The sequence below is a fragment of the Pseudoflavonifractor sp. An184 genome (genome assembly GCF_002160305.1).
In the GTDB taxonomy this organism is placed as follows: Bacteria; Bacillota; Clostridia; order Oscillospirales; family Oscillospiraceae; genus Lawsonibacter; species Lawsonibacter pullicola.
Genome location: NZ_NFKI01000013.1, coordinates 22,755 through 39,453, shown reverse-complemented (window position 1 = coordinate 39,453; position 16,699 = coordinate 22,755). Strand labels below are relative to the sequence as shown.

At 64.0% G+C, this 16,699-nt stretch carries 19 protein-coding genes; 5 read left to right on the top strand and 14 right to left on the bottom strand.

What is annotated here, in order from left to right:
- Positions 1–330 carry a PadR family transcriptional regulator gene (locus B5F19_RS06465; protein ID WP_087289129.1) on the bottom strand — a complete coding sequence of 110 codons (330 nt, stop codon included), beginning with the start codon at positions 328–330 and terminating at the stop codon, positions 1–3.
- Between the two features lie 280 nt (positions 331–610).
- Here B5F19_RS06465 and B5F19_RS06460 point away from each other — a divergent pair, with 280 nt between their 5' ends.
- Positions 611–1,228, top strand: a complete 618-nt coding sequence (locus B5F19_RS06460) for a cytidylate kinase-like family protein (RefSeq protein WP_087289127.1) — start codon at positions 611–613, stop codon at positions 1,226–1,228.
- A gap of 77 nt (positions 1,229–1,305) precedes the next feature.
- Here B5F19_RS06460 and B5F19_RS06455 read toward each other — a convergent pair whose 3' ends face one another.
- The 7 genes from B5F19_RS06455 to B5F19_RS06425 form a co-directional block, all read right to left on the bottom strand.
- A complete protein-coding gene (locus B5F19_RS06455; protein WP_087289126.1) occupies positions 1,306–2,478 on the bottom strand; it encodes a bifunctional histidine phosphatase family protein/GNAT family N-acetyltransferase in 1,173 nt (390 codons plus the stop codon).
- 72 nt (positions 2,479–2,550) lie between these two features.
- Positions 2,551–2,871, bottom strand: coding sequence for a DUF1622 domain-containing protein (locus B5F19_RS06450; RefSeq protein ID WP_087289124.1), 321 nt, complete (start codon positions 2,869–2,871; stop codon positions 2,551–2,553).
- A 51-nt stretch (positions 2,872–2,922) separates the two neighbouring features.
- Entirely contained in the window at positions 2,923–3,846 is a 924-nt protein-coding gene (locus tag B5F19_RS06445) for a dihydroorotate dehydrogenase (protein WP_087289122.1), read from the bottom strand.
- Positions 3,839–4,618 carry a dihydroorotate dehydrogenase electron transfer subunit gene (locus B5F19_RS06440; RefSeq protein ID WP_087289120.1) on the bottom strand — a complete coding sequence of 260 codons (780 nt, stop codon included), beginning with the start codon at positions 4,616–4,618 and terminating at the stop codon, positions 3,839–3,841. Before B5F19_RS06440 ends, B5F19_RS06445 begins: the two co-directional genes overlap by 8 nt.
- A gap of 72 nt (positions 4,619–4,690) precedes the next feature.
- Positions 4,691–5,302, bottom strand: a complete 612-nt coding sequence (locus tag B5F19_RS06435; protein ID WP_087289118.1) for a hypothetical protein — start codon at positions 5,300–5,302, stop codon at positions 4,691–4,693.
- A gap of 28 nt (positions 5,303–5,330) precedes the next feature.
- On the bottom strand, positions 5,331–6,257 hold the full coding sequence (gene pyrF, locus B5F19_RS06430; RefSeq protein WP_087289116.1) for an orotidine-5'-phosphate decarboxylase: 927 nt from the start codon (positions 6,255–6,257) through the stop codon (positions 5,331–5,333).
- A 146-nt stretch (positions 6,258–6,403) separates the two neighbouring features.
- The gene (locus B5F19_RS06425) at positions 6,404–7,687 is read right to left on the bottom strand and encodes a dihydroorotase (RefSeq protein WP_087289114.1); all 1,284 of its coding nucleotides are present in this window, start codon (positions 7,685–7,687) and stop codon (positions 6,404–6,406) included.
- 243 nt (positions 7,688–7,930) lie between these two features.
- Between B5F19_RS06425 and B5F19_RS17675 the strand changes: the two genes are divergently transcribed.
- Complete coding sequence (locus tag B5F19_RS17675; protein WP_191342565.1) at positions 7,931–8,107, top strand: hypothetical protein; 177 nt, start codon at positions 7,931–7,933, stop codon at positions 8,105–8,107.
- Between the two features lie 89 nt (positions 8,108–8,196).
- Positions 8,197–8,592 carry a cytidine deaminase gene (cdd, locus tag B5F19_RS06420; protein WP_087289112.1) on the top strand — a complete coding sequence of 132 codons (396 nt, stop codon included), beginning with the start codon at positions 8,197–8,199 and terminating at the stop codon, positions 8,590–8,592.
- A 56-nt stretch (positions 8,593–8,648) separates the two neighbouring features.
- Here cdd and B5F19_RS06415 read toward each other — a convergent pair whose 3' ends face one another.
- The 3 genes from B5F19_RS06415 to gluQRS all read right to left on the bottom strand — a co-directional run bounded on the left by B5F19_RS06415 (position 8,649) and on the right by gluQRS (position 12,748).
- Entirely contained in the window at positions 8,649–10,004 is a 1,356-nt protein-coding gene (locus B5F19_RS06415; RefSeq protein WP_087289110.1) for an MATE family efflux transporter, read from the bottom strand.
- A 209-nt stretch (positions 10,005–10,213) separates the two neighbouring features.
- Positions 10,214–11,620 (bottom strand): alanine/glycine:cation symporter family protein, encoded by a 1,407-nt coding sequence (locus B5F19_RS06410; protein WP_087289108.1) that lies wholly within the window; start codon positions 11,618–11,620, stop codon positions 10,214–10,216.
- 207 nt (positions 11,621–11,827) lie between these two features.
- On the bottom strand, positions 11,828–12,748 hold the full coding sequence (gluQRS, locus tag B5F19_RS06405; RefSeq protein WP_087289106.1) for a tRNA glutamyl-Q(34) synthetase GluQRS: 921 nt from the start codon (positions 12,746–12,748) through the stop codon (positions 11,828–11,830).
- A 197-nt stretch (positions 12,749–12,945) separates the two neighbouring features.
- Here gluQRS and B5F19_RS06400 point away from each other — a divergent pair, with 197 nt between their 5' ends.
- Entirely contained in the window at positions 12,946–13,524 is a 579-nt protein-coding gene (locus B5F19_RS06400; protein ID WP_087289104.1) for an RNA polymerase sigma factor, read from the top strand.
- Complete coding sequence (locus tag B5F19_RS06395) at positions 13,521–14,876, top strand: PepSY domain-containing protein (RefSeq protein WP_087289102.1); 1,356 nt, start codon at positions 13,521–13,523, stop codon at positions 14,874–14,876. The genes B5F19_RS06400 and B5F19_RS06395 overlap by 4 nt, the downstream gene beginning before the upstream one ends.
- 210 nt (positions 14,877–15,086) lie before the next feature.
- Here B5F19_RS06395 and B5F19_RS17085 read toward each other — a convergent pair whose 3' ends face one another.
- The 3 genes from B5F19_RS17085 to B5F19_RS06385 form a co-directional block, all read right to left on the bottom strand.
- A complete protein-coding gene (locus B5F19_RS17085; protein WP_140394175.1) occupies positions 15,087–15,281 on the bottom strand; it encodes a hypothetical protein in 195 nt (64 codons plus the stop codon).
- 232 nt (positions 15,282–15,513) lie between these two features.
- Entirely contained in the window at positions 15,514–15,714 is a 201-nt protein-coding gene (locus B5F19_RS06390) for a helix-turn-helix transcriptional regulator (RefSeq protein WP_087289100.1), read from the bottom strand.
- Positions 15,711–16,064 (bottom strand): DUF3796 domain-containing protein, encoded by a 354-nt coding sequence (locus B5F19_RS06385; protein WP_087289098.1) that lies wholly within the window; start codon positions 16,062–16,064, stop codon positions 15,711–15,713. The genes B5F19_RS06390 and B5F19_RS06385 overlap by 4 nt, the downstream gene beginning before the upstream one ends.
- Positions 16,065–16,699: the final 635 nt, after the last annotated feature.

Below are 16,699 nucleotides of genomic sequence, written 5' to 3'. Positions count from 1 at the left end.
TCAGGTAAAGGAGAGGACCTGGTCCACCCCGTGGGAGAACTGCGCCCACTCCGCCTTCTTCTCCGAGAGCAGCTCCCGGCCTCGGGGGGTGATGGCGTAATACTTCCGCACCCGGCCGGTGGGGGCCTCCTGCTGGTAGGCAGACAGGTACTTGGCTTTCTCCAGGGCGTGGAGGATGGGGTAGAGGGTGCCCTCCTTCATCTGGAAGGTGTCGTTGGAGCGGCGGGAGAGCTCCGTGATCATCTGATACCCGTACATGTCCTCCTTCTCCAGCAGAGAGAGGACCAGCAGCGTGCTGCTGCCCGCGATCAATCCTTTGTCCAGCTTCATCCAAAAAACCTCCTTTTGAAAACTTTTATCTACTCTTGATGCCTTGTCCTTCTAGGTATAGAATACCTTGATATTCTAGGTATTGTCAAGGGGGAGCGGCCCGTACTTTTTCACAAGATTTCCCGGATATTTTCAGCAATGCCGCCTATCCGCCGGCTTTTTGCCCGCCGGTTTTTCAGGACCGCACACAAAAAACTGGCGCAGAGGGGTGGATTTGTTGTATAATAGGGGCATCCATACGGGAGTTGGGCTTCCGGAAGCGCAAAGGAGGCATGTTTCCATGAAAAAGAACATCATCACCATCAGCCGGGAATTCGGCAGCGGCGGCCGCACCATCGGGAAAACCGTGGCCGAGCGGCTGGGCGTCCCCTGCTATGACAAGGAGCTGGTGAAGCAGGTGGCCCTGGAGAGCGGCTTCGATCCCAAATTCATTGAGGAGCGCGGCGAGTCCGCCCCCGGGAAAAACCGCTTTGCCTACGCCTTTCTGGGCCGGGGAACGCCTGGCGTGATGGGGGGCATGTCCGCCTCCGACTTTCTGTGGACCATCCAGTACCGGGTCATTCAGGATCTGGCGGAGAAGGGGCCCTGCGTCATTGTGGGCCGGTGCGCCGACTACATCCTCCGGGAGCGGGAGGACTGCCTGCACACCTTCATCCACGCCGCCGTCCCCTTCCGGGCCGACCGCATCGTCCGGCTGTACGGCGAGTCGGAGAAGGCCCCGGAGAAGCGGCTGGCGGACAAGGACACCCGCCGCCGGGTGAACTACAAGCACTACACCGACCGGGAGTGGGGCATGGCTCAGAACTACCACATCACCTTGGACTCCGGCGTGCTGGGCATCGACCGGTGCGTGGAGATCATCCTGGATCTGGCACAGCGGGATTATCCCGAGAAATAAAGAAATGCCTGCGGCCGCTTTCAGCGGCCGCAGGCATTTTTCTATCCTATGGCAGGGTCCCGGCCGTTCAGCCGCCGTCAAACGGTCTGGCCGGCCGGTTCTCCCATTCCGATGTACTTTTCCAGAATATCCAGGGTGCGGCCCCCCACCTGCTCCTCGCCGGCCTTGTGGAAGTCGTGCTTGGCGCAGAAGCGCTGGACCGGCTCATTGGCGGCGGAGCACCGCAGGCGCAGGCTGGTGCGGCCCTTGGGGCGGTAAAAGGAGACCGCCTGACCCAGCAGCTGGACCCCTAGTCCCTTCCCCCGGAAAGCGGGAGTCAGGTAGCACAGGGACAGGAACCCGGCCCCCTCCTCCTGGCAGCGCTGGGGGGAGAGCTGGAGCAGCCCGGCAAACTCCTCCCTGGCCATGACGGCAGTCACCGCCCAGGGGTCCTGGTCCATGACCTGGAGGGCCCCCTCCCAGAAGGCGGGACCGTCAAAGGGCACGTCCGCCCCATGGATGGAGATCCAGGCGTCCCGCCGGGCGGCCAGGTAGGCCTCCCGGTCCTTCTCCCGGTTCAGGGGCCGGAACCACAGATTCACGTCCTCCCCTTTGTTAGGCCCCTTCCGCCACCAGGACTGGCGGGCCAGAGTGGAGATGGAGTCGTCCAGGTGGGTATTGTCCCCCTCGAAGATCACGTGGAAGCTCTCCCCGTCCCAGGCCAGGCAGGTGACGGCGGTGTTGTCCGCGTGGGGCAGGGTGTGCCAGTCCTCCGGCTTCACCCCCCGGACGTTGGCCAGAAACTGACGGATGGCGGTGCCGTGGCTGAACAGGGCCACCGTCTGGTCCGGGTGTTTTTGCGCGATGGCCCGGATGGTGCGCTCCATCCGCTCCCCCACCTGGCCCAGGCTCTCCCCGTTGGGGGCCCGCCAGACGGGATCGCTGCGGTTAAAGAGGGTCAGCCGCTCCCCGTCCGTCTCCCGGATCTCTCCCCAGGGGCGGTCCTCCCAGTCCCCCATATGGACCTCCCGCAGGCCGGGGTCGGTGTGCAGAGGTAACCCCTTGGGGAGGTAGACGGCTTTGGCCGTGGTCTTGGTGCGGTACAAATCGCTGGAGTACACCGCGTCCACGGGCACACCGGCAAAGCGGCCCTCCAGGGCCTCGATCTGACGCAGTCCGTTGGGGGTGACCAGAGCGTCGTACCACCCGTGGATGCGGCGGTATAAATTCCCCTCCGCCTCAGCGTGGCGGATCAAATAGAGTGTGGTCATATGGAGTTCCAGTCCTTTATGTAAGCGTTGAAACACGGTCTGGGCGGAGGAGCGCTCCTCCGCCCGGAGCCGTCAAGTGTGGTGCTCCTTCATCTCAAAATGGATGAGCAGGGAGAGCAGGGCCCGGAGAAGGACCACCGCACCCAGCACGATGAGTTCGTTCAGGTCCCGCACCAGGACGGTTTTCAGAATCTCCGCCGCCATTTTAAACTCCAGGCTGGTGGCCAGACCGTTGGCCAGCTCGAACTTCACGTCCCGAGGCGTTCGGCTGACCAGCCCCCGGCAGTAGTGCCAGAAGGCCCGGAGGGCGGACACCGCCACCACGAAAATGCCCATCAGCTCGCAGATGGAGATGATCGGGGGCAGGATATCAATAATCAGTTCCTCCAGCATGGCGGGACCTCCCAACCAGAAATCACAGGGGCGGACATGCCTCCGCCGCAGTTACCAGGGCTTCACTCCGCCGGTGAGCTCGGAGACCTTCGAGAGCCCCTTCCGGGCGGCGATCTGCTCCAGGCCGTCCCGGACGGAGATGGGGGCGTAGGGGTCGGCGAACAGGGCGGTGCCCACCGCCACGGCGGAGGCCCCCGCCAGCATCAGCTGGGCCGCGTCCTCCCCCTTGGACACCCCGCCCATGCCCAGGATGGGCATGCCGGGAAGGGCGCAGGACACCTCCCACACCATCCGCACCGCCACGGGCAGGACGGCGGGGCCGGACAGGCCGCCGGTGTTCATCTTCAAAATGGGCCGGCCGGTGTTCACGTCGATGCGCATCCCCCGCAGGGTGTTGATGAGGGACAGGGCGTCCGCCCCGGCGTCGGCCACCGCCTTGGCGATCTCGGTGATATCGGTCACATTGGGGGAGAGCTTCACCATCACCGGGGTTTTCCCGGCGTGGGCCTTGGCCACCTTGGTGACCTCGGCGGCCAGCTCGGGCCGGGTGCCGTAGGCCAGCCCTCCCGCCTTCACGTTGGGGCAGGAGATGTTCACCTCGATCATGTCCACTCCGGCCCCGGACAGCTTCTCGCACATGACGCCGTACTCCTCCGGGGTGTTGCCGGAGATGTTGGCGATGACTTTTGTATCAAACTGCCGCAGGAAGGGCAGCTCCTCCTCGATAAACGCGTCCACCCCGGGGTTCTGAAGCCCCACGGAGTTTAGGATGCCCATGGGCGTCTCGGCGATACGGGGGGCAGGATTTCCCTCCCGGCGGTGGAGGGTCAGCCCCTTGGCGCAGATACCCCCCAGCTCCCCCAGGTCGTAAAACTGGTTGTACTCCCGGCCGAAGCCGAAGGTGCCCGAGGCCACCACCACGGGATTTTTCAGGTTCACCCCCGCCAGGGTGACGCTCATATCCACGTTAGGCATCCCAGTCCACCTCCTTGGAATCAAACACCGGGCCGTCCTTGCACACGTGCTTCCGGCTGCCATCCTTCATGTCACATGCGCACACCAGGCAGGCCCCCACGCCACAGCCCATGCGCTCCTCCATGGACACCTGGCAGGGCACGCCGAACTCCTGGGCCACTTTGGCCACGTTCCGGAGCATGGGCTTGGGGCCGCAGGCCAGGACGGCGTCGTAGTTCTTGTCCTCAGAGAGCTCCTGGCGGACCAGGGCGTCCACAAAGCCGTGGCAGCCCAGAGAGCCGTCGTCGGTGGCGGTCAGCACCTTGGCGCACTCCTTCTCCAGGCGGTCCAGCAGGATGGCCTTCTCCTTGGAGCGAAAGCCCACAATGGCGGTGGATTTCCCCGCCGTATACTGGGCGCAGCCCAGCATGGGGGGCACGCCGATGCCGCCCCCCACCAGCAGATAGCGGCCCTCGGGCTTCATAGTAAATCCGTTGCCCAGCAGCCCCATCACGTCCACGCTGTGGCCCGCGGGGCGGTTGGCCAGCCACTGGGTGCCCTCGCCCCGGACCTCGAAGACGATGGCCAGGGTGTCCTCCGGCTCCTCCTCCATACAGGAGCACACGGAGATGGGCCGGCGCAGGAGCAGGGAATCCCCGCATTTGACGTGGACGAACTGGCCCGGCCCCTTCCAGGAGGTGCGGACCATGTCCCCCACCTCCAGCACCATATAGACGGCGTCGCGGTTGAGCCAGTCCTTGGATACGATCTTACACTTGCGTTCTACTTTCATACTTGGCATCACCCTTTCGGGAAATTCTGATTCTCTGTTACAAAACGGTTCAAACGGCGGCGGTCCGGGGCGTCACCCCTCCCAGGGGGGCTTCTTCTCCTTCTCTCTCCTGGTCTCCGCCGGCCGCCGGCCCCTGGCCCAGTTCAGGGCGCACGTGGGGCAGCCGCTCAGGGAGCTGTGCTCAGTGCCGCACACAGGGCAGGTGACCTGCTCCTCCGCCGGTTCACTGGGGATCTTCGGGGGCTCGGGGAGGTAGAACTCCGCCCTGCCGCACTGGGCGCACCGGATGACATCCGCCTCCAGCCAGGAGGCGAACAGCCCGTCCCGGGCCACCGGCCCCATCAGGCCCTCGTCCCCCAGGTGAAACAGCTTGGTCCCATACTTTTCCATGGGCCCGCCGCAGCGCAGGCAGGTCTGACCGGTGCGCAGGACCTGGCGGGCCTTCTCCTGCCGTTCCTGGGCGGCCTGCTCCTTCTGTTCTTCCCGCTGTATATTGGCAGCGATCTCCTCCGGGTCCACTGCCCGCCCGGTGGCGAGGGCACGCTCACCCCGCTCCTTTTGGCCGAGGTCCCGGAGCGTCTTGTAGCACTCGGAACAGGTGGGCTGAGTCACTCCGCCGCACAACGTGTCATCCCGGTTGAAAAAGCCCAGCTCCTTCCCGCAGAAAATGCATCTCTGCGCCATGATTGCGGCCTCCTTTTGAACCGTGGTTTTACAGTACCGTCACAAACTGGGCAATATCATCCCGCATGGCGATGGCGGCGTCCCGAGCGGCCTGGGCGAAATCCAGGCCGTTGTTCCCCGTCTTCTTCCAGGCGCACATGATACCCCGGGAGGAGTTGACGATGGCCCCGTGGCCCTTCTCGTTGAAGGCGTGCTTCACGTCGGCGGCGGTGCCCCCCTGGGCCCCGTAGCCGGGGACCAGGAAGAAGGTGTGGGGCAGCCGGGCCCGCAGTTCCTGAATCTGCTCGGGGTAGGTGGCCCCGGTGACGGCCCCGGCCATGGTGAAGCCGTACTTGCCCTGGGTGCCGGCGGCGATGGACTCGTTGAGCTCGCCCATGGCCTCGTAGATGGTGCGGCCGTCGGCCAGCTTCAAATCCTGGAGCTCCCCGGAGCCGGGGTTGGAGGTCTTGACCAGCACAAAGGCGCACTTGTCCTCCCCCTTGGCGGCCTCCAGGAAGGGCTTGATCGAGTCAGACCCCATGTAGCCGTTGAGGGTGACGCAGTCCGCGTCAAAGGACTTGAACACCTCGCCCTCCACCGGCACGCCGGAGAGCCAGCCCTCGGCGTAGGCGGTGGCGGTGGAGCCGATGTCCCCCCGCTTGATGTCGGCGATGACGAAGAGGCCCTTGCCCTTGGCATAGCGAATGGTGCGCTCCAGCAGCTCCATCCCCCGCCAGCCCAGATTCTCATAGTAGGCCGCCTGGGGCTTTACCGCCGGGACCACGCCGCACAGGGCGTCGATGAGCCCCACGTTGAACTGCCAGATGGCCTCGCAGGCCCCCCGCAGGCTGAGGCCGTACTGCTCATAGCAGGCCTTGCGGATGTGCTCGGGCACATACTCGATGCGGGCGTCCAGCCCGGCCACGGTGGGGTTTTGTTTTTCGATGATCTTCTCCTGTAACACGTCAAAGGACATAAAAATGTTTCCTCCCTTACCGGAATTGAGTGAGGAGATAGGAGATAGCAGATAGGAGTGATGGTGTCCGGCTCCGCCGGACATTTTTCAATGGCGCACCTGCGGTGCGCACCTTAACTCCTATCTCATATCTTCTCACTCCTATCTCAAATTTCGTCTTGATAGATGATGTTCCCGCCTACGATGGTGTACTTCACGCGGCCCTTTACCTTCCGTCCGGCGAAGGGGGTGTTCCGGGCCTTGGAGACGAACTGCTCCGGGTCGATGGTCCACTCCTCCTCCGGGTCGAAGATGGTGATGTCCGCGTCGCTGCCCAGGCTCAGCCGCCCCTTGGTGGGCAGGCGGAGGATGGAGGCGGGGTTGTAGGTCATCCGCCGGATCAGGTCGGGCAGCTTCATCCGCCCGGTGTGGTAGAGCTCAGTGAGGGTGATGGCCAGGGAGGTCTCCAGGCCGATCATGCCGCTGGGGGCCTTGGCCAGGGGGCGGGCCTTCTCTTCGGCGGAGTGGGGGGCGTGGTCGGTGGCGATGGCGTCGATGGTGCCGTCCTTCAGCCCGGCGATGATGCCCTTGATGTCCTTGGCGGTGCGCAGGGGCGGGTTCACCCGGGCCATGGAGCCCTGGGTGAGCACCTCGTCCTCGGTGAGGGTGAAGTACTGGGGACAGGTCTCACAGGTGAGGGCGACTCCACGCTTCTTCATCCGGCGCACGATATCCACCGCCTTGGCGGTGGATATGTGACAGATGTGCACATGGGCCCCGGTCTCCTCGGCCAGCATGGCGTCCCGCATGACCATGATCTCCTCGGCGATGGCGGGGCGGCCCTCCATCCACAGCTGGCGGGAGACGCTGCCCTCGTTCACCGCCCGGTTGGCCACCATGGAGGTGTCCTCGCAGTGGCACAGGACGGGGAGCTCCAGCCGCTTGGCGTGGATGAGGGCGTCCCGCATCAGATTGGCGTTGTCCACATTGCACCCGTCGTCGGACAGGGCGATGGCCCCCGCCTTTTTCAGGGCGTCGGCGTCGGTGAGCTCGCCCCCCTGCAGCCCCACGGACACCGCCCCGATGGGGTACACGTGGACGCCGCAGGCCTGGGATGCCTTCTCCCGGATATACTGGATCTGCTCCGGGGTGTCCACCGTGGGCTTGGTGTTGGCCATGCAGGCCACGGCGGTGACGCCCCCCCGGGCGGCGGCGGCGGTTCCGGTAAAAATATCCTCTTTGTAGGTCAGCCCCGGGTCCCGGAGATGGACATGCATATCCACCAGTCCGGGACACACCACCATTCCGGTGGCGTCAATGACCTGATCGGCCTCCGCCCGGATGTCCCGCTCCAGCTGGAGCACCCGGCCGTTTTCCACATACAGGTCCAGAATGGAGACGGTGCCGCTCACCGGGTCCACCACCCGGCCGTTTTGAATCAAAAGACTCATGGTTTTGTTCCTCCGTCGTCCAGCCCTCGGCTGGAACGTAAAATCAAGGTAGTCAAATGTGTAAAAAATGCGCAAAGGGCACTACGTTAAATTATAGCGGAAGCAACAGGATTTAGCAACGGATTTTTCCCCGCTTCGGGAAAGAATAAGCACAGGCCGGCCGCGCCCGCTTTCGACGTGAGATCTCCCGCATTTCTCTTTCGCCGAAAGCCGGCGGGGCGGCGGAAAAGGAGGAGACGCGGAATGAACGGACACGGTTTTGGCACATTTATGCTGGGCCTGACCGCCGGAGCGGCGGCGGGCGCAGCCCTGGGCATGACCATGGCTCCTTCCCAGCGGCGGGTGAAGCGGGCCGCCCGCAAGGCGGCCAAGCACGTGAGCGAGGCGGTGGAGACCCTCACCGACGCCATGGGCATGTGACCCCATCTGCGCAGGGGAAAAGCCTTCCCTTGCGCGGTACTTATCCGCGGTCTATAATGGGAACAGACCATCTCAAGGAGGGATGCCCCATGACCGACCAGGAGCTGGTGGAGCGAGCCTTTGCCATGCACCAATTTTCCTATGCGCCCTACTCCAGATTTCCCGTGGGGGCGGCGCTGCTGTGTGAGGACGGGACGGTGTTCACCGGCTGTAATGTGGAAAACGCCGCCTTCGGCTCCGCCATCTGCGCCGAGCGCACCGCCCTGCTGAAAGCCGTCAGCGAGGGACACCGGGACGATTGGACCACCCTTGCCATCGCGGGCCGGGGACAGGACTACTGCTGGCCCTGCGGAAGCTGCCGCCAGATGCTCTATGAGTTCGCCCCAGACCTGCGGGTGCTGGCCGCCCGGGGGGACGGAACATTTCAGGAGGCTCTCCTCTCGGAGCTGCTGCCCTGCGGCTTCGGGCCCAAATCGCTGGCGTGACGCCCCGCCGCACAGTCAGAGCCTGCCGCAAAGAAAACATGCGGCAGGCTCTGATTTTATTTCCCCTCCAGGGCGCGGATGCGGGGCCGTATGGTCCTCCGGTAGAGGGCCGCGGCGGCCAGACAGGAGAGGACCTCGGCGCACAGGAAGGACAGCCAGACCTGACCGGGGGCAAAATACAGAAACAGGGCGGCAATGGGCAGCAGCAGGACAATCTGCCGCAGCAGGGACACCAGCAGGGAGCGGGTGCTCCGCCCCAGGGACTGGAAGGAGGCGGAGAGGATAATGCTCACCGCCGCGACGGGAAAGGCCAGGGCGGTCATCCTCAGGGCCGGGACCCCCATGGCCGCCGCCTGCTCCCCCGCCTGGAAGCAGTACCGCAGCAGGGGCGAGGCGGCCAGACACAGCAGAACCGCACCCCCCAGCCCGATGCCCACCGCCAGAGCCAGGCTGAACCGGATGGACCGGGTGATCCGGCCCGGGGATCGGGCTCCGTAGTTGTAGCTGAGGATGGGGATGAGGCCGTTGCTCACCCCGAAGATGGGCATAAACACAAAGGTCTGAATCTTGAAGTAGACCCCCAGCACGAACACCCCCGTCTGGGACCACAGGGTGAGCAGCTGGTTGAGGCCCAGGGACATGAAGCTGGACAGGGACTGCATGACCACGGCGGGGGCGGCGATGCGCAGCATCTCCCCCGAGAGGGCTCCGCTGGGCCGGAAGCCCCGGAAGGAGACGGAGAACTCCCGGCGGATGCGCCACAGCAGGAAAAATCCGATGCAGGCCCCGGAGATCTGTCCGATCACCGTGGCCACCGCCGCCCCGGCCACCCCCATATCCAGGCCGAAGATGAACACCGGGTCCAGGACGATATTCAGCACCGCCCCGGAACCCTGGACGATCATAAAGCCGGCGGGGTGCCCGGTGGTCTGGAGCAGCCGCTCGGTCAAAAACTGCATGCACATGCCGATGGACGCCCCGCAGCAGATGGTGAGGTACTCCACTCCCGCCCGGGCCACCACCGGGTCGCCGGTGGACAGCCGGAAAAACAGGGGGGCTCCAAACAGGGCGAAGGCCAGAAACAGCAGCCAGCACAGGGTATAAAACAAAAATCCGTGACAGGCCACCCGGTTGGCCTCCTCCCCCTTCCCCTCCCCCAGGCGCTGGGCGAAGGTGGCGTTGAAGCCCACTCCAATGCCGGTGCAGAAGGCCACCATCATCAGCTGCACCGGGTAGGCATAGCTGAGGGCCAGGAAGTCCAGGTCGCTCACCTGGGCCACATAGATGCTGTCCACCAGGTTGTAGACGGCGCTCACCAGCATAGAGACCATGATGGGGGCGGACATGGTGAGCACCAGCCGGTCCACCGGCATGGTCCCCAGGATGTTTCCCTGGTCCCGTGTGCCGCTCATGGCGCTTCCCTCCCCTCAAAGGCCCTGACGTACCGCAGGTCGGTGCACACCAGCATAAAGGCAGGCATATGTATCCCTCCATTCTCACCTTGCATCATAGCAGACCAGGAGGTCTTTCGCAAGTGCGCCGGAACGGGAATGCAATCCAACTCCGCAAAAAGCGGCCCCCGGCGTATGGCCGGGGGCCGCTTCGTCTATTTTTGAACCGTTTAGTTCCAGTAGTCGGTCTTTTCCTTCAGGTCGATGCTGGCGGCCTTGAACACGGGGTTGCGGCCGGTCTTGCGCTGGGCCGTGTAGTCCTTCAGAGCGGCCAGGGCCGGGCGGGCGAGAATAAAGATCACCGGAATGTTGATCATCACCATGACGCCCATGAGCACATCGGCCAGGTTCCACACCAGGTCGATGCTCAGGCCGGCGCCCACGAAGATCAGCAGCACGGCCACGATGCGGAACACCACCATAAACTGCTTGGAGGGGACCCGCTTCATCAGATAGGCCAGGGCGTTGTCCACATAGTACAGGTTGCCGATGAGGGTGGTGAAGGCGAAGAGGACCATGGCCACGGTGATGAAGATGGGGCCCACGCTGCCGAAGACGGCGGACAGGGCGGCCTGCACATAGGGGGCGCCCTGGGCGGCCTCGGTGGGCTCCACGCCGGAGCACAGGAGCATCAGAGCGGTGGCGGAGCAGATGAGCAGGGTGTCCAGGAAGACGGACAGCATCTGCACCAGGCCCTGCTTCACCGGGTGGCTCACGTTGGCGGAGGCGGCGGCGTTGGGGGCGGAGCCCACGCCGGCCTCATTGGAGAACAGGCCGCGCTTGATGCCCTGCATCAGAGCGGAGCCGGTAAAGCCGGCAAAGATGGCCTGGAAGTCGAAGGCGCCCTGGAAGATGCGTCCGAACACCTGGGGCAGCAGCTCCAGATTCAGCACCACCACGATGATGGCCACCAGCACATACAGGCCGCCCATGAAGGGCACCAGGGTGGAGGCCACGGCGATAATCCGCTTGCCGCCGCCCATGACGCAGAAGGCGGTGAGCAGGGCGGCGACGCCGCCGATGATCCAGGGGGTGACGCCCTCGTTGTAGAAACCATAGCCGGAGAAGGTGGACTGGAGGTTGAAGGAGCACAGCATGTTGAAGCCGCCGGCGTAGGTGGCGATAAGGCTCAGGGCAAAGAGCATGGCCAGGGGGCGGCTGTGGAGGGCGGCCTCAATGTAGTAGGCGGGGCCGCCGTAGCTCTCGCCGGTCTCCGTGTTGCGGCGCTTATAGATCTGGGCCAGGGTGGACTCAATGAAGGCGGTGGCGCCGCCGATGATGGCGATGAGCCACATCCAGAACACGGCCCCGTAGCCGCCGATACAGATGGCCACCGACACGCCGATGATGTTGCCGGTTCCCACGCGGGAGGCGGTGGACACCATCAGAGCCTGGAAGGAGGAGACAGAACCGGCCCGGTCGGGGCGCTCTGTCACCACCCGCAGGGACTCCCGGAACATCCGGAACTGGATGAAGCGGGTGCGGAAGGTGAAGTAAAATCCTCCGGCCAGCAGAATGATAATGAGCAGGTAGGTGTACATGAAATTGCTGATTGCTAGAACGATGTCGTTTAGCATGTCTGATTCGCTCCCTTTCTTTTGTTTTCCTCTCTCTACACATGCCGCCCCGCGGGAGGCACGAACGCCCCGGGCGAAAGAAAGCCCTGCGGACCGTTGTGCGGGACGCGGGGCTTTGGGTGCGTTTCATTATACCGAAATGCGCGGCTTTTTTCCAGTGCTTTTTGTTGGTTTCCGATGATTTGTGAAAGATGACGAAAAGCGGGGCTACCTGGGCGCGGTCCTGTCCTCTTTGGGGAGCTTTTCCCAGGAAAACTGGGGGAGCAGCTCCGCCGGGGTGATGGGGACGGGCTCCGGGATGAGCCCCGCCAGATGGGCCAGACGGCCCACCAGCTCCGGGGCGGTGTATCTGGACTGGAGCTTCCCCAGCTCCTGGTCCCGGTCCCGCTTGGCCAGCCGCCGCCCGTCGGGGGCCAGGAGAAGGGGCACGTGACCGTACTCCGGGTGAGGGAATCCCAGCTCCTCCTGGAGCCAGAGCTGCCTTGGGGTGGAGTCCAGCAGGTCGCTCCCCCGCACCACCTGGGTGACCCCCATGGCGGCGTCGTCCACCACCACCGCCAGCTGATAGGCGTACACCCCGTCGGACCGGCGGAGGATGAAGTCCCCGCAGTCCCGGGCCAGATTCTGGGAGAAGGGGCCCTGGATGCGGTCCACGAAGGAGACCGTCTCCTCCGGCACCTCCACCCGCCAGGCGGGGCGGCGGGTGCGGGAGAGCTCCTCCCGCTCCTGGGAGGAGAGACGGCGGCACCGGCCGTCGTAGATTACCACCCCGTCAGAGCGGTGGGGGGCGGAGGCGGCCAGGCGCTCCGCCCGGGTGCAGTAGCAGGGGTAGACAAGGCCCCGCTCCTCTAACTGCGTAAAGGCGGAACGGTAGATGTCGGTGCGGCGGCTCTGGTACACCGGCTCATTGTCCCAGTCGAGGCCCAGCCACTCCAGATCCCGCATCACCTGGTCGCACCAGGCCTGGGTGCACCGGTCCGGGTCCAGGTCCTCCAGCCGGAGGACCATCCGCCCCCCCTGGCTCCGGGCCGCCAGCCAGGCGAGCAGGCAGGACCACAGGTTGCCCAGGTGCATCCGCCCGCTGGGGCTGGGGGCAAAGCGGCCGCACACCGCCGTTTTCTTCTCCATGGTCTCAGCTCCTTTGCTTGTTCGCCTCTACCATACCACACCCGCCCGCCCGGCGCAAGGACCCCCTTGCAAAACGGGCGGGAAGCCGTATAATAAAAAGCGGGAGCCCGCGGGCTCCCAGCCGATCAAAAATTTTTCTTTGGATGCAATAAAACGCCGCTCTGGTGCATTATACAGATGACAGGAGTAACGAAGCCATGTGGACTGTGCTTGCCGCGCTGCAAACGGAATACGGAGCCATTCGGGGGGAGGAGCTGGAGCCCCTGATGGCGGGGCTGGCCGCCGGGGACCAGGAGGCCCTGGGACAGCTGTACCGCCGCACCAGGACGGCGGTGTACGGCCTGGCCCTGTCCATCCTCCGCCACGGCCACGACGCCGAGGACGTGACCCAGGACACCTTTGTCCGGGCCTGGGAGAAGGCGGAGCAGTACCGACCCCAGGGGACGCCCATGGCCTGGCTGCTGGCCATCGCCCGGAACCTGGCCCTGATGAAGCTGCGGGAGCGCGCCCGCACCCAGGACCTGCCCCCGGAGGACTGGGCGTCCTTCGCCATCGACTCCCACGACGTGACCACCGAGGACCGCACCATCCTGGCGGCGGCCCTGTCCACCCTGTCCGACCAGGAGCGGCAGATCATCATGCTCCACGTGACGGCGGGACTCAAGCACCGGGAGATCGCCCAGCTCCTGGAGCTGCCCCTGTCCACGGTGCTGTCCAAGTACCGCCGCGCCCTGTCAAAGCTGAAACAGAAACTGGAAGGAGGCGACGCCCGATGACGGATCAGGAACTGGAGCAGAAACTGCGCACCGCACTGGAGCACGCCGCCCCCGACGATTTCCAGGGGGTACTGGCCCGCATCTCCCCAAAGGCGCGGACAGAACAGACCCCCATCCCCTTTGAGGCGGCCGCCCGGAAGAAGAAGCGCCGCTGGGCCCCGCTGGCGGCGGCCGCCTGCCTGGCCCTGATTGTGGCGGCAGGCGGAGGGGGCTGGTACCTGCAAAATAACACGGTGGCCTCGGTGGTCTCTCTGGACGTGAACCCCAGCGTCACCCTGAATGTGAACGCCAAGGAAACCGTTCTCTCCGCCGTCCCGGTGAACGAGGACGGGGGGGACATTCTGGCCGGGATGGACCTGACTGGGGTCCAGCTGGACGTGGCCATGAACGCCATTGTGGGGGCCCTGCTCACCAACGGCTATGTGGATGAGCTTGCCAACTCCATCCTCATCACTGTGGAGGACGACGACGCCGGACGGGGGGCCCGGCTCCAGCAGGAGCTCACCGACCAGGCGGACGCCATCCTGGCCAACACCTCGGTGAACGGGGCCATCCTGTCCCAGACCATCCAGAACAGCCAGCAGCTCCAGGAGCTCTCCGACACCTACGGCATCACCACCGGCAAGGCCGCTCTCATCCAGACCATCGTGGACAACGGGAACAGCCTGCACACCTTTGAGGAGCTGGTGGGGCTGTCCATCAACGACCTGAACCTGCTGTACACCTCCCTGATCACCGCCCCCGCGGAGCCGTCCACAGGGGACGGGACCTCGGGGAGCGGGACGGCGGCGGAGCCCGCCCCCGCCATCCAGTCCTCCGGCCAGGCCAGTGACAGCGCCTACATCGGTGTGGAGGCCGCCAAGAGCGCCGCCTTCGCCCACGCGGGGCTGGACGCAAGCCAGGTGACCATGGGCGAGGTGGACTTCGACTATGAGGACGGCCGCATGGTGTATGAGCTGGAGTTCTACGCCAATGGGGCGGAGTACGAGTACGACATCGACGCCAGCACCGGGGCGGTGGTGAAGTCCTCCCAGGAGGGGGGCCGGACCCAGACCGGCTCCGGCGCGGGGAGCGGCGGGGCCTCGGGGAATGTTCCCTCCGGCGCGGGGAGCGGGACGGCCCAGTCCGGGGCCGGCGGCACTTCCGCAGATATCGGCAGAGAGGCCGCCCTGGCCGCCGCCCTGAATCACGCCGGGGTCTCCCAGGATCAGGTCTACGGCCTGGAGGTCAAACAGGAGTACGACGATGGCCGCCTGGAGTACGAGATCGAATTCAAGACCGGCGGCTGGGAGTACGAGTACACCATCAGCGCCGCCGACGGCGCCATTCTGGACTACGAGCGGGACGACTGAGACCGGCAAAAAAGCACCCCCATCGGGGGTGCTTTTTTGCTATTGCAGGCGGTAGCCCTCCTCCACCAGGGCGCGGACCTTGTTCCAGAATCCGTCGGCGTCCCGGGTGCGGAGCCGCAGGTACCCGGCGCCGGGTGGAAGGAGATCACCCGCTCCGTATGGTTGATCCAGGCGGTCAAAATACGGTCTGTATTCGGCTCCTGGCCAGACTTACCGGGCATAGTCCGCCTTCATCTGCTGGATGTATGCGTCGATCTCCTCCTGGGAGTAGCCGTGGTCCTGCATCATTTCGGTGACCGCCTGGACCTCAAACTCAATGTCCTCCCGGGATTTGACATAGTCCTCAGACTGGTCGTTGTACATATGCCTGGGCTGGAAATCTCCTCTTGAACTCTTTTTCCACAAACCGTTGCACTTCACTTGACAATCCGCTCGGGCAGAAAGTAACTCGCCGCCGGGGCGGCGAAATACCCCCCTGCATACAACGAACCCAATCCGAAATCTGCCCCCTCATCCGTCACGGCTTTGCCGTGCCGCCTTCCCCCCAGGGGGAAGGCTGGAGAGGCGCGGGCGGCAAAATGCGAAAAAGAAAGCCGCCGCCCCGCAGGACAGCTCCCTGCAAGGCGGCAAGCCCGCATCAATCCTCAAAGAAAAACAGCTCCTCCACGGTGCATCCAAACACCTTGGCGATGTCCATGGCCAGCTTCAGGGAGGGGTTATACTTCCCGTTCTCCAGGTTTCCGATGGTCTCCCGCCGGACCCCCACCTTTTGGGCCAGCTCCTCCTGGCTCAGTTTATCCCGCGCCCGGTACTCCCGGATCTTTGTGGTCAGGCTCATGCGACCTCCTTCATCTCCTTCCACTCCAGCCAGCTGTGGTGCAGGCAGAAGAAGATCAGCGCCACAGCGAAGCTGGAGGCCAGGGCGGGCCCCACCGGATTGCTCTGGGGGTCCAGAGCAAAGAACACCAGCATGAAGGGGGCCAGAGTGACGCACTGGATGAGGTAGGCGGCGGTGGCCGAGCGGCGCAGGGTGTGCAGGAACAGCTCGTCTGGATTCACCCAAAAATACCGGAAAAAGGCCAGGAAGCCCAGAAAACCGATGAAGTCGATCTTTCCGGTTGGGAAGTACAGCAGGGCCGCCAGGGCGGGCAGGGACAGCAGTCCCAGGTAGTTAAAGGGATGTTTCATGGAAAAAACTCCTTTCCAAGCGTCTGCGCCATCCCGCCTCCGGAGTGGGGCGGCACAGTTTGATGTGAGAAATTTCTAACATCTTATGAGTGAAATATATCACATTTCCAGAGGACTGTCAAGCGATTTGTGTGAAAAATATCACATTGCCCAGACAAATTACACGATACAGCATAACACTTTGGATTGAGCAAAAAGAGTTCGCATCGGCCCCTGTGAAAGAATGGGGGACCCACACAACCAGGACTCCAGTGGGACTACTCGAGCCGCCATCATCCCAGCAAAAAAGAACGCAGTATAGGAAACCATCATGTGGGTGATCTGAGCTGCCAGGAGAGCGCGCGGCCGGCAGGAAGAAATGTAAATACGATGGCACAGGAGATACGGCGGGACTGTGCACATGTATTTGCAATTTCATCTTGTGTGAGATAAATGGTTTATGTCACTCATTCCCATTACGAATCATACCTCCCTGTCAATTTTTGCACATCTGGTGGACCGCACGCTTGCCCTAACAGGAGTCTTTTATTCTTCCCCACCGGCTTTTGGGAATCACACGCCTAGCGGGCGGCTCCCCTTATACAAATAAAGGGGGCACGACCCAGGTCGTGCCCCCTCAGCTTGTCGGAAAACCT

Coding starts and splice junctions, on each gene's coding strand:
- B5F19_RS06465 (WP_087289129.1), bottom strand. CDS start 330: ATGAAGCTGGACAAAGGATTGATCGCGGGCAGCAGCACGCTGCTGGTC.
- B5F19_RS06460 (WP_087289127.1), top strand. CDS start 611: ATGAAAAAGAACATCATCACCATCAGCCGGGAATTCGGCAGCGGCGGC.
- B5F19_RS06455 (WP_087289126.1), bottom strand. CDS start 2,478: ATGACCACACTCTATTTGATCCGCCACGCTGAGGCGGAGGGGAATTTA.
- B5F19_RS06450 (WP_087289124.1), bottom strand. CDS start 2,871: ATGCTGGAGGAACTGATTATTGATATCCTGCCCCCGATCATCTCCATC.
- B5F19_RS06445 (WP_087289122.1), bottom strand. CDS start 3,846: ATGCCTAACGTGGATATGAGCGTCACCCTGGCGGGGGTGAACCTGAAA.
- B5F19_RS06440 (WP_087289120.1), bottom strand. CDS start 4,618: ATGAAAGTAGAACGCAAGTGTAAGATCGTATCCAAGGACTGGCTCAAC.
- B5F19_RS06435 (WP_087289118.1), bottom strand. CDS start 5,302: ATGGCGCAGAGATGCATTTTCTGCGGGAAGGAGCTGGGCTTTTTCAAC.
- pyrF (WP_087289116.1), bottom strand. CDS start 6,257: ATGTCCTTTGACGTGTTACAGGAGAAGATCATCGAAAAACAAAACCCC.
- B5F19_RS06425 (WP_087289114.1), bottom strand. CDS start 7,687: ATGAGTCTTTTGATTCAAAACGGCCGGGTGGTGGACCCGGTGAGCGGC.
- B5F19_RS17675 (WP_191342565.1), top strand. CDS start 7,931: ATGAACGGACACGGTTTTGGCACATTTATGCTGGGCCTGACCGCCGGA.
- cdd (WP_087289112.1), top strand. CDS start 8,197: ATGACCGACCAGGAGCTGGTGGAGCGAGCCTTTGCCATGCACCAATTT.
- B5F19_RS06415 (WP_087289110.1), bottom strand. CDS start 10,004: ATGAGCGGCACACGGGACCAGGGAAACATCCTGGGGACCATGCCGGTG.
- B5F19_RS06410 (WP_087289108.1), bottom strand. CDS start 11,620: ATGCTAAACGACATCGTTCTAGCAATCAGCAATTTCATGTACACCTAC.
- gluQRS (WP_087289106.1), bottom strand. CDS start 12,748: ATGGAGAAGAAAACGGCGGTGTGCGGCCGCTTTGCCCCCAGCCCCAGC.
- B5F19_RS06400 (WP_087289104.1), top strand. CDS start 12,946: ATGTGGACTGTGCTTGCCGCGCTGCAAACGGAATACGGAGCCATTCGG.
- B5F19_RS06395 (WP_087289102.1), top strand. CDS start 13,521: ATGACGGATCAGGAACTGGAGCAGAAACTGCGCACCGCACTGGAGCAC.
- B5F19_RS06390 (WP_087289100.1), bottom strand. CDS start 15,714: ATGAGCCTGACCACAAAGATCCGGGAGTACCGGGCGCGGGATAAACTG.
- B5F19_RS06385 (WP_087289098.1), bottom strand. CDS start 16,064: ATGAAACATCCCTTTAACTACCTGGGACTGCTGTCCCTGCCCGCCCTG.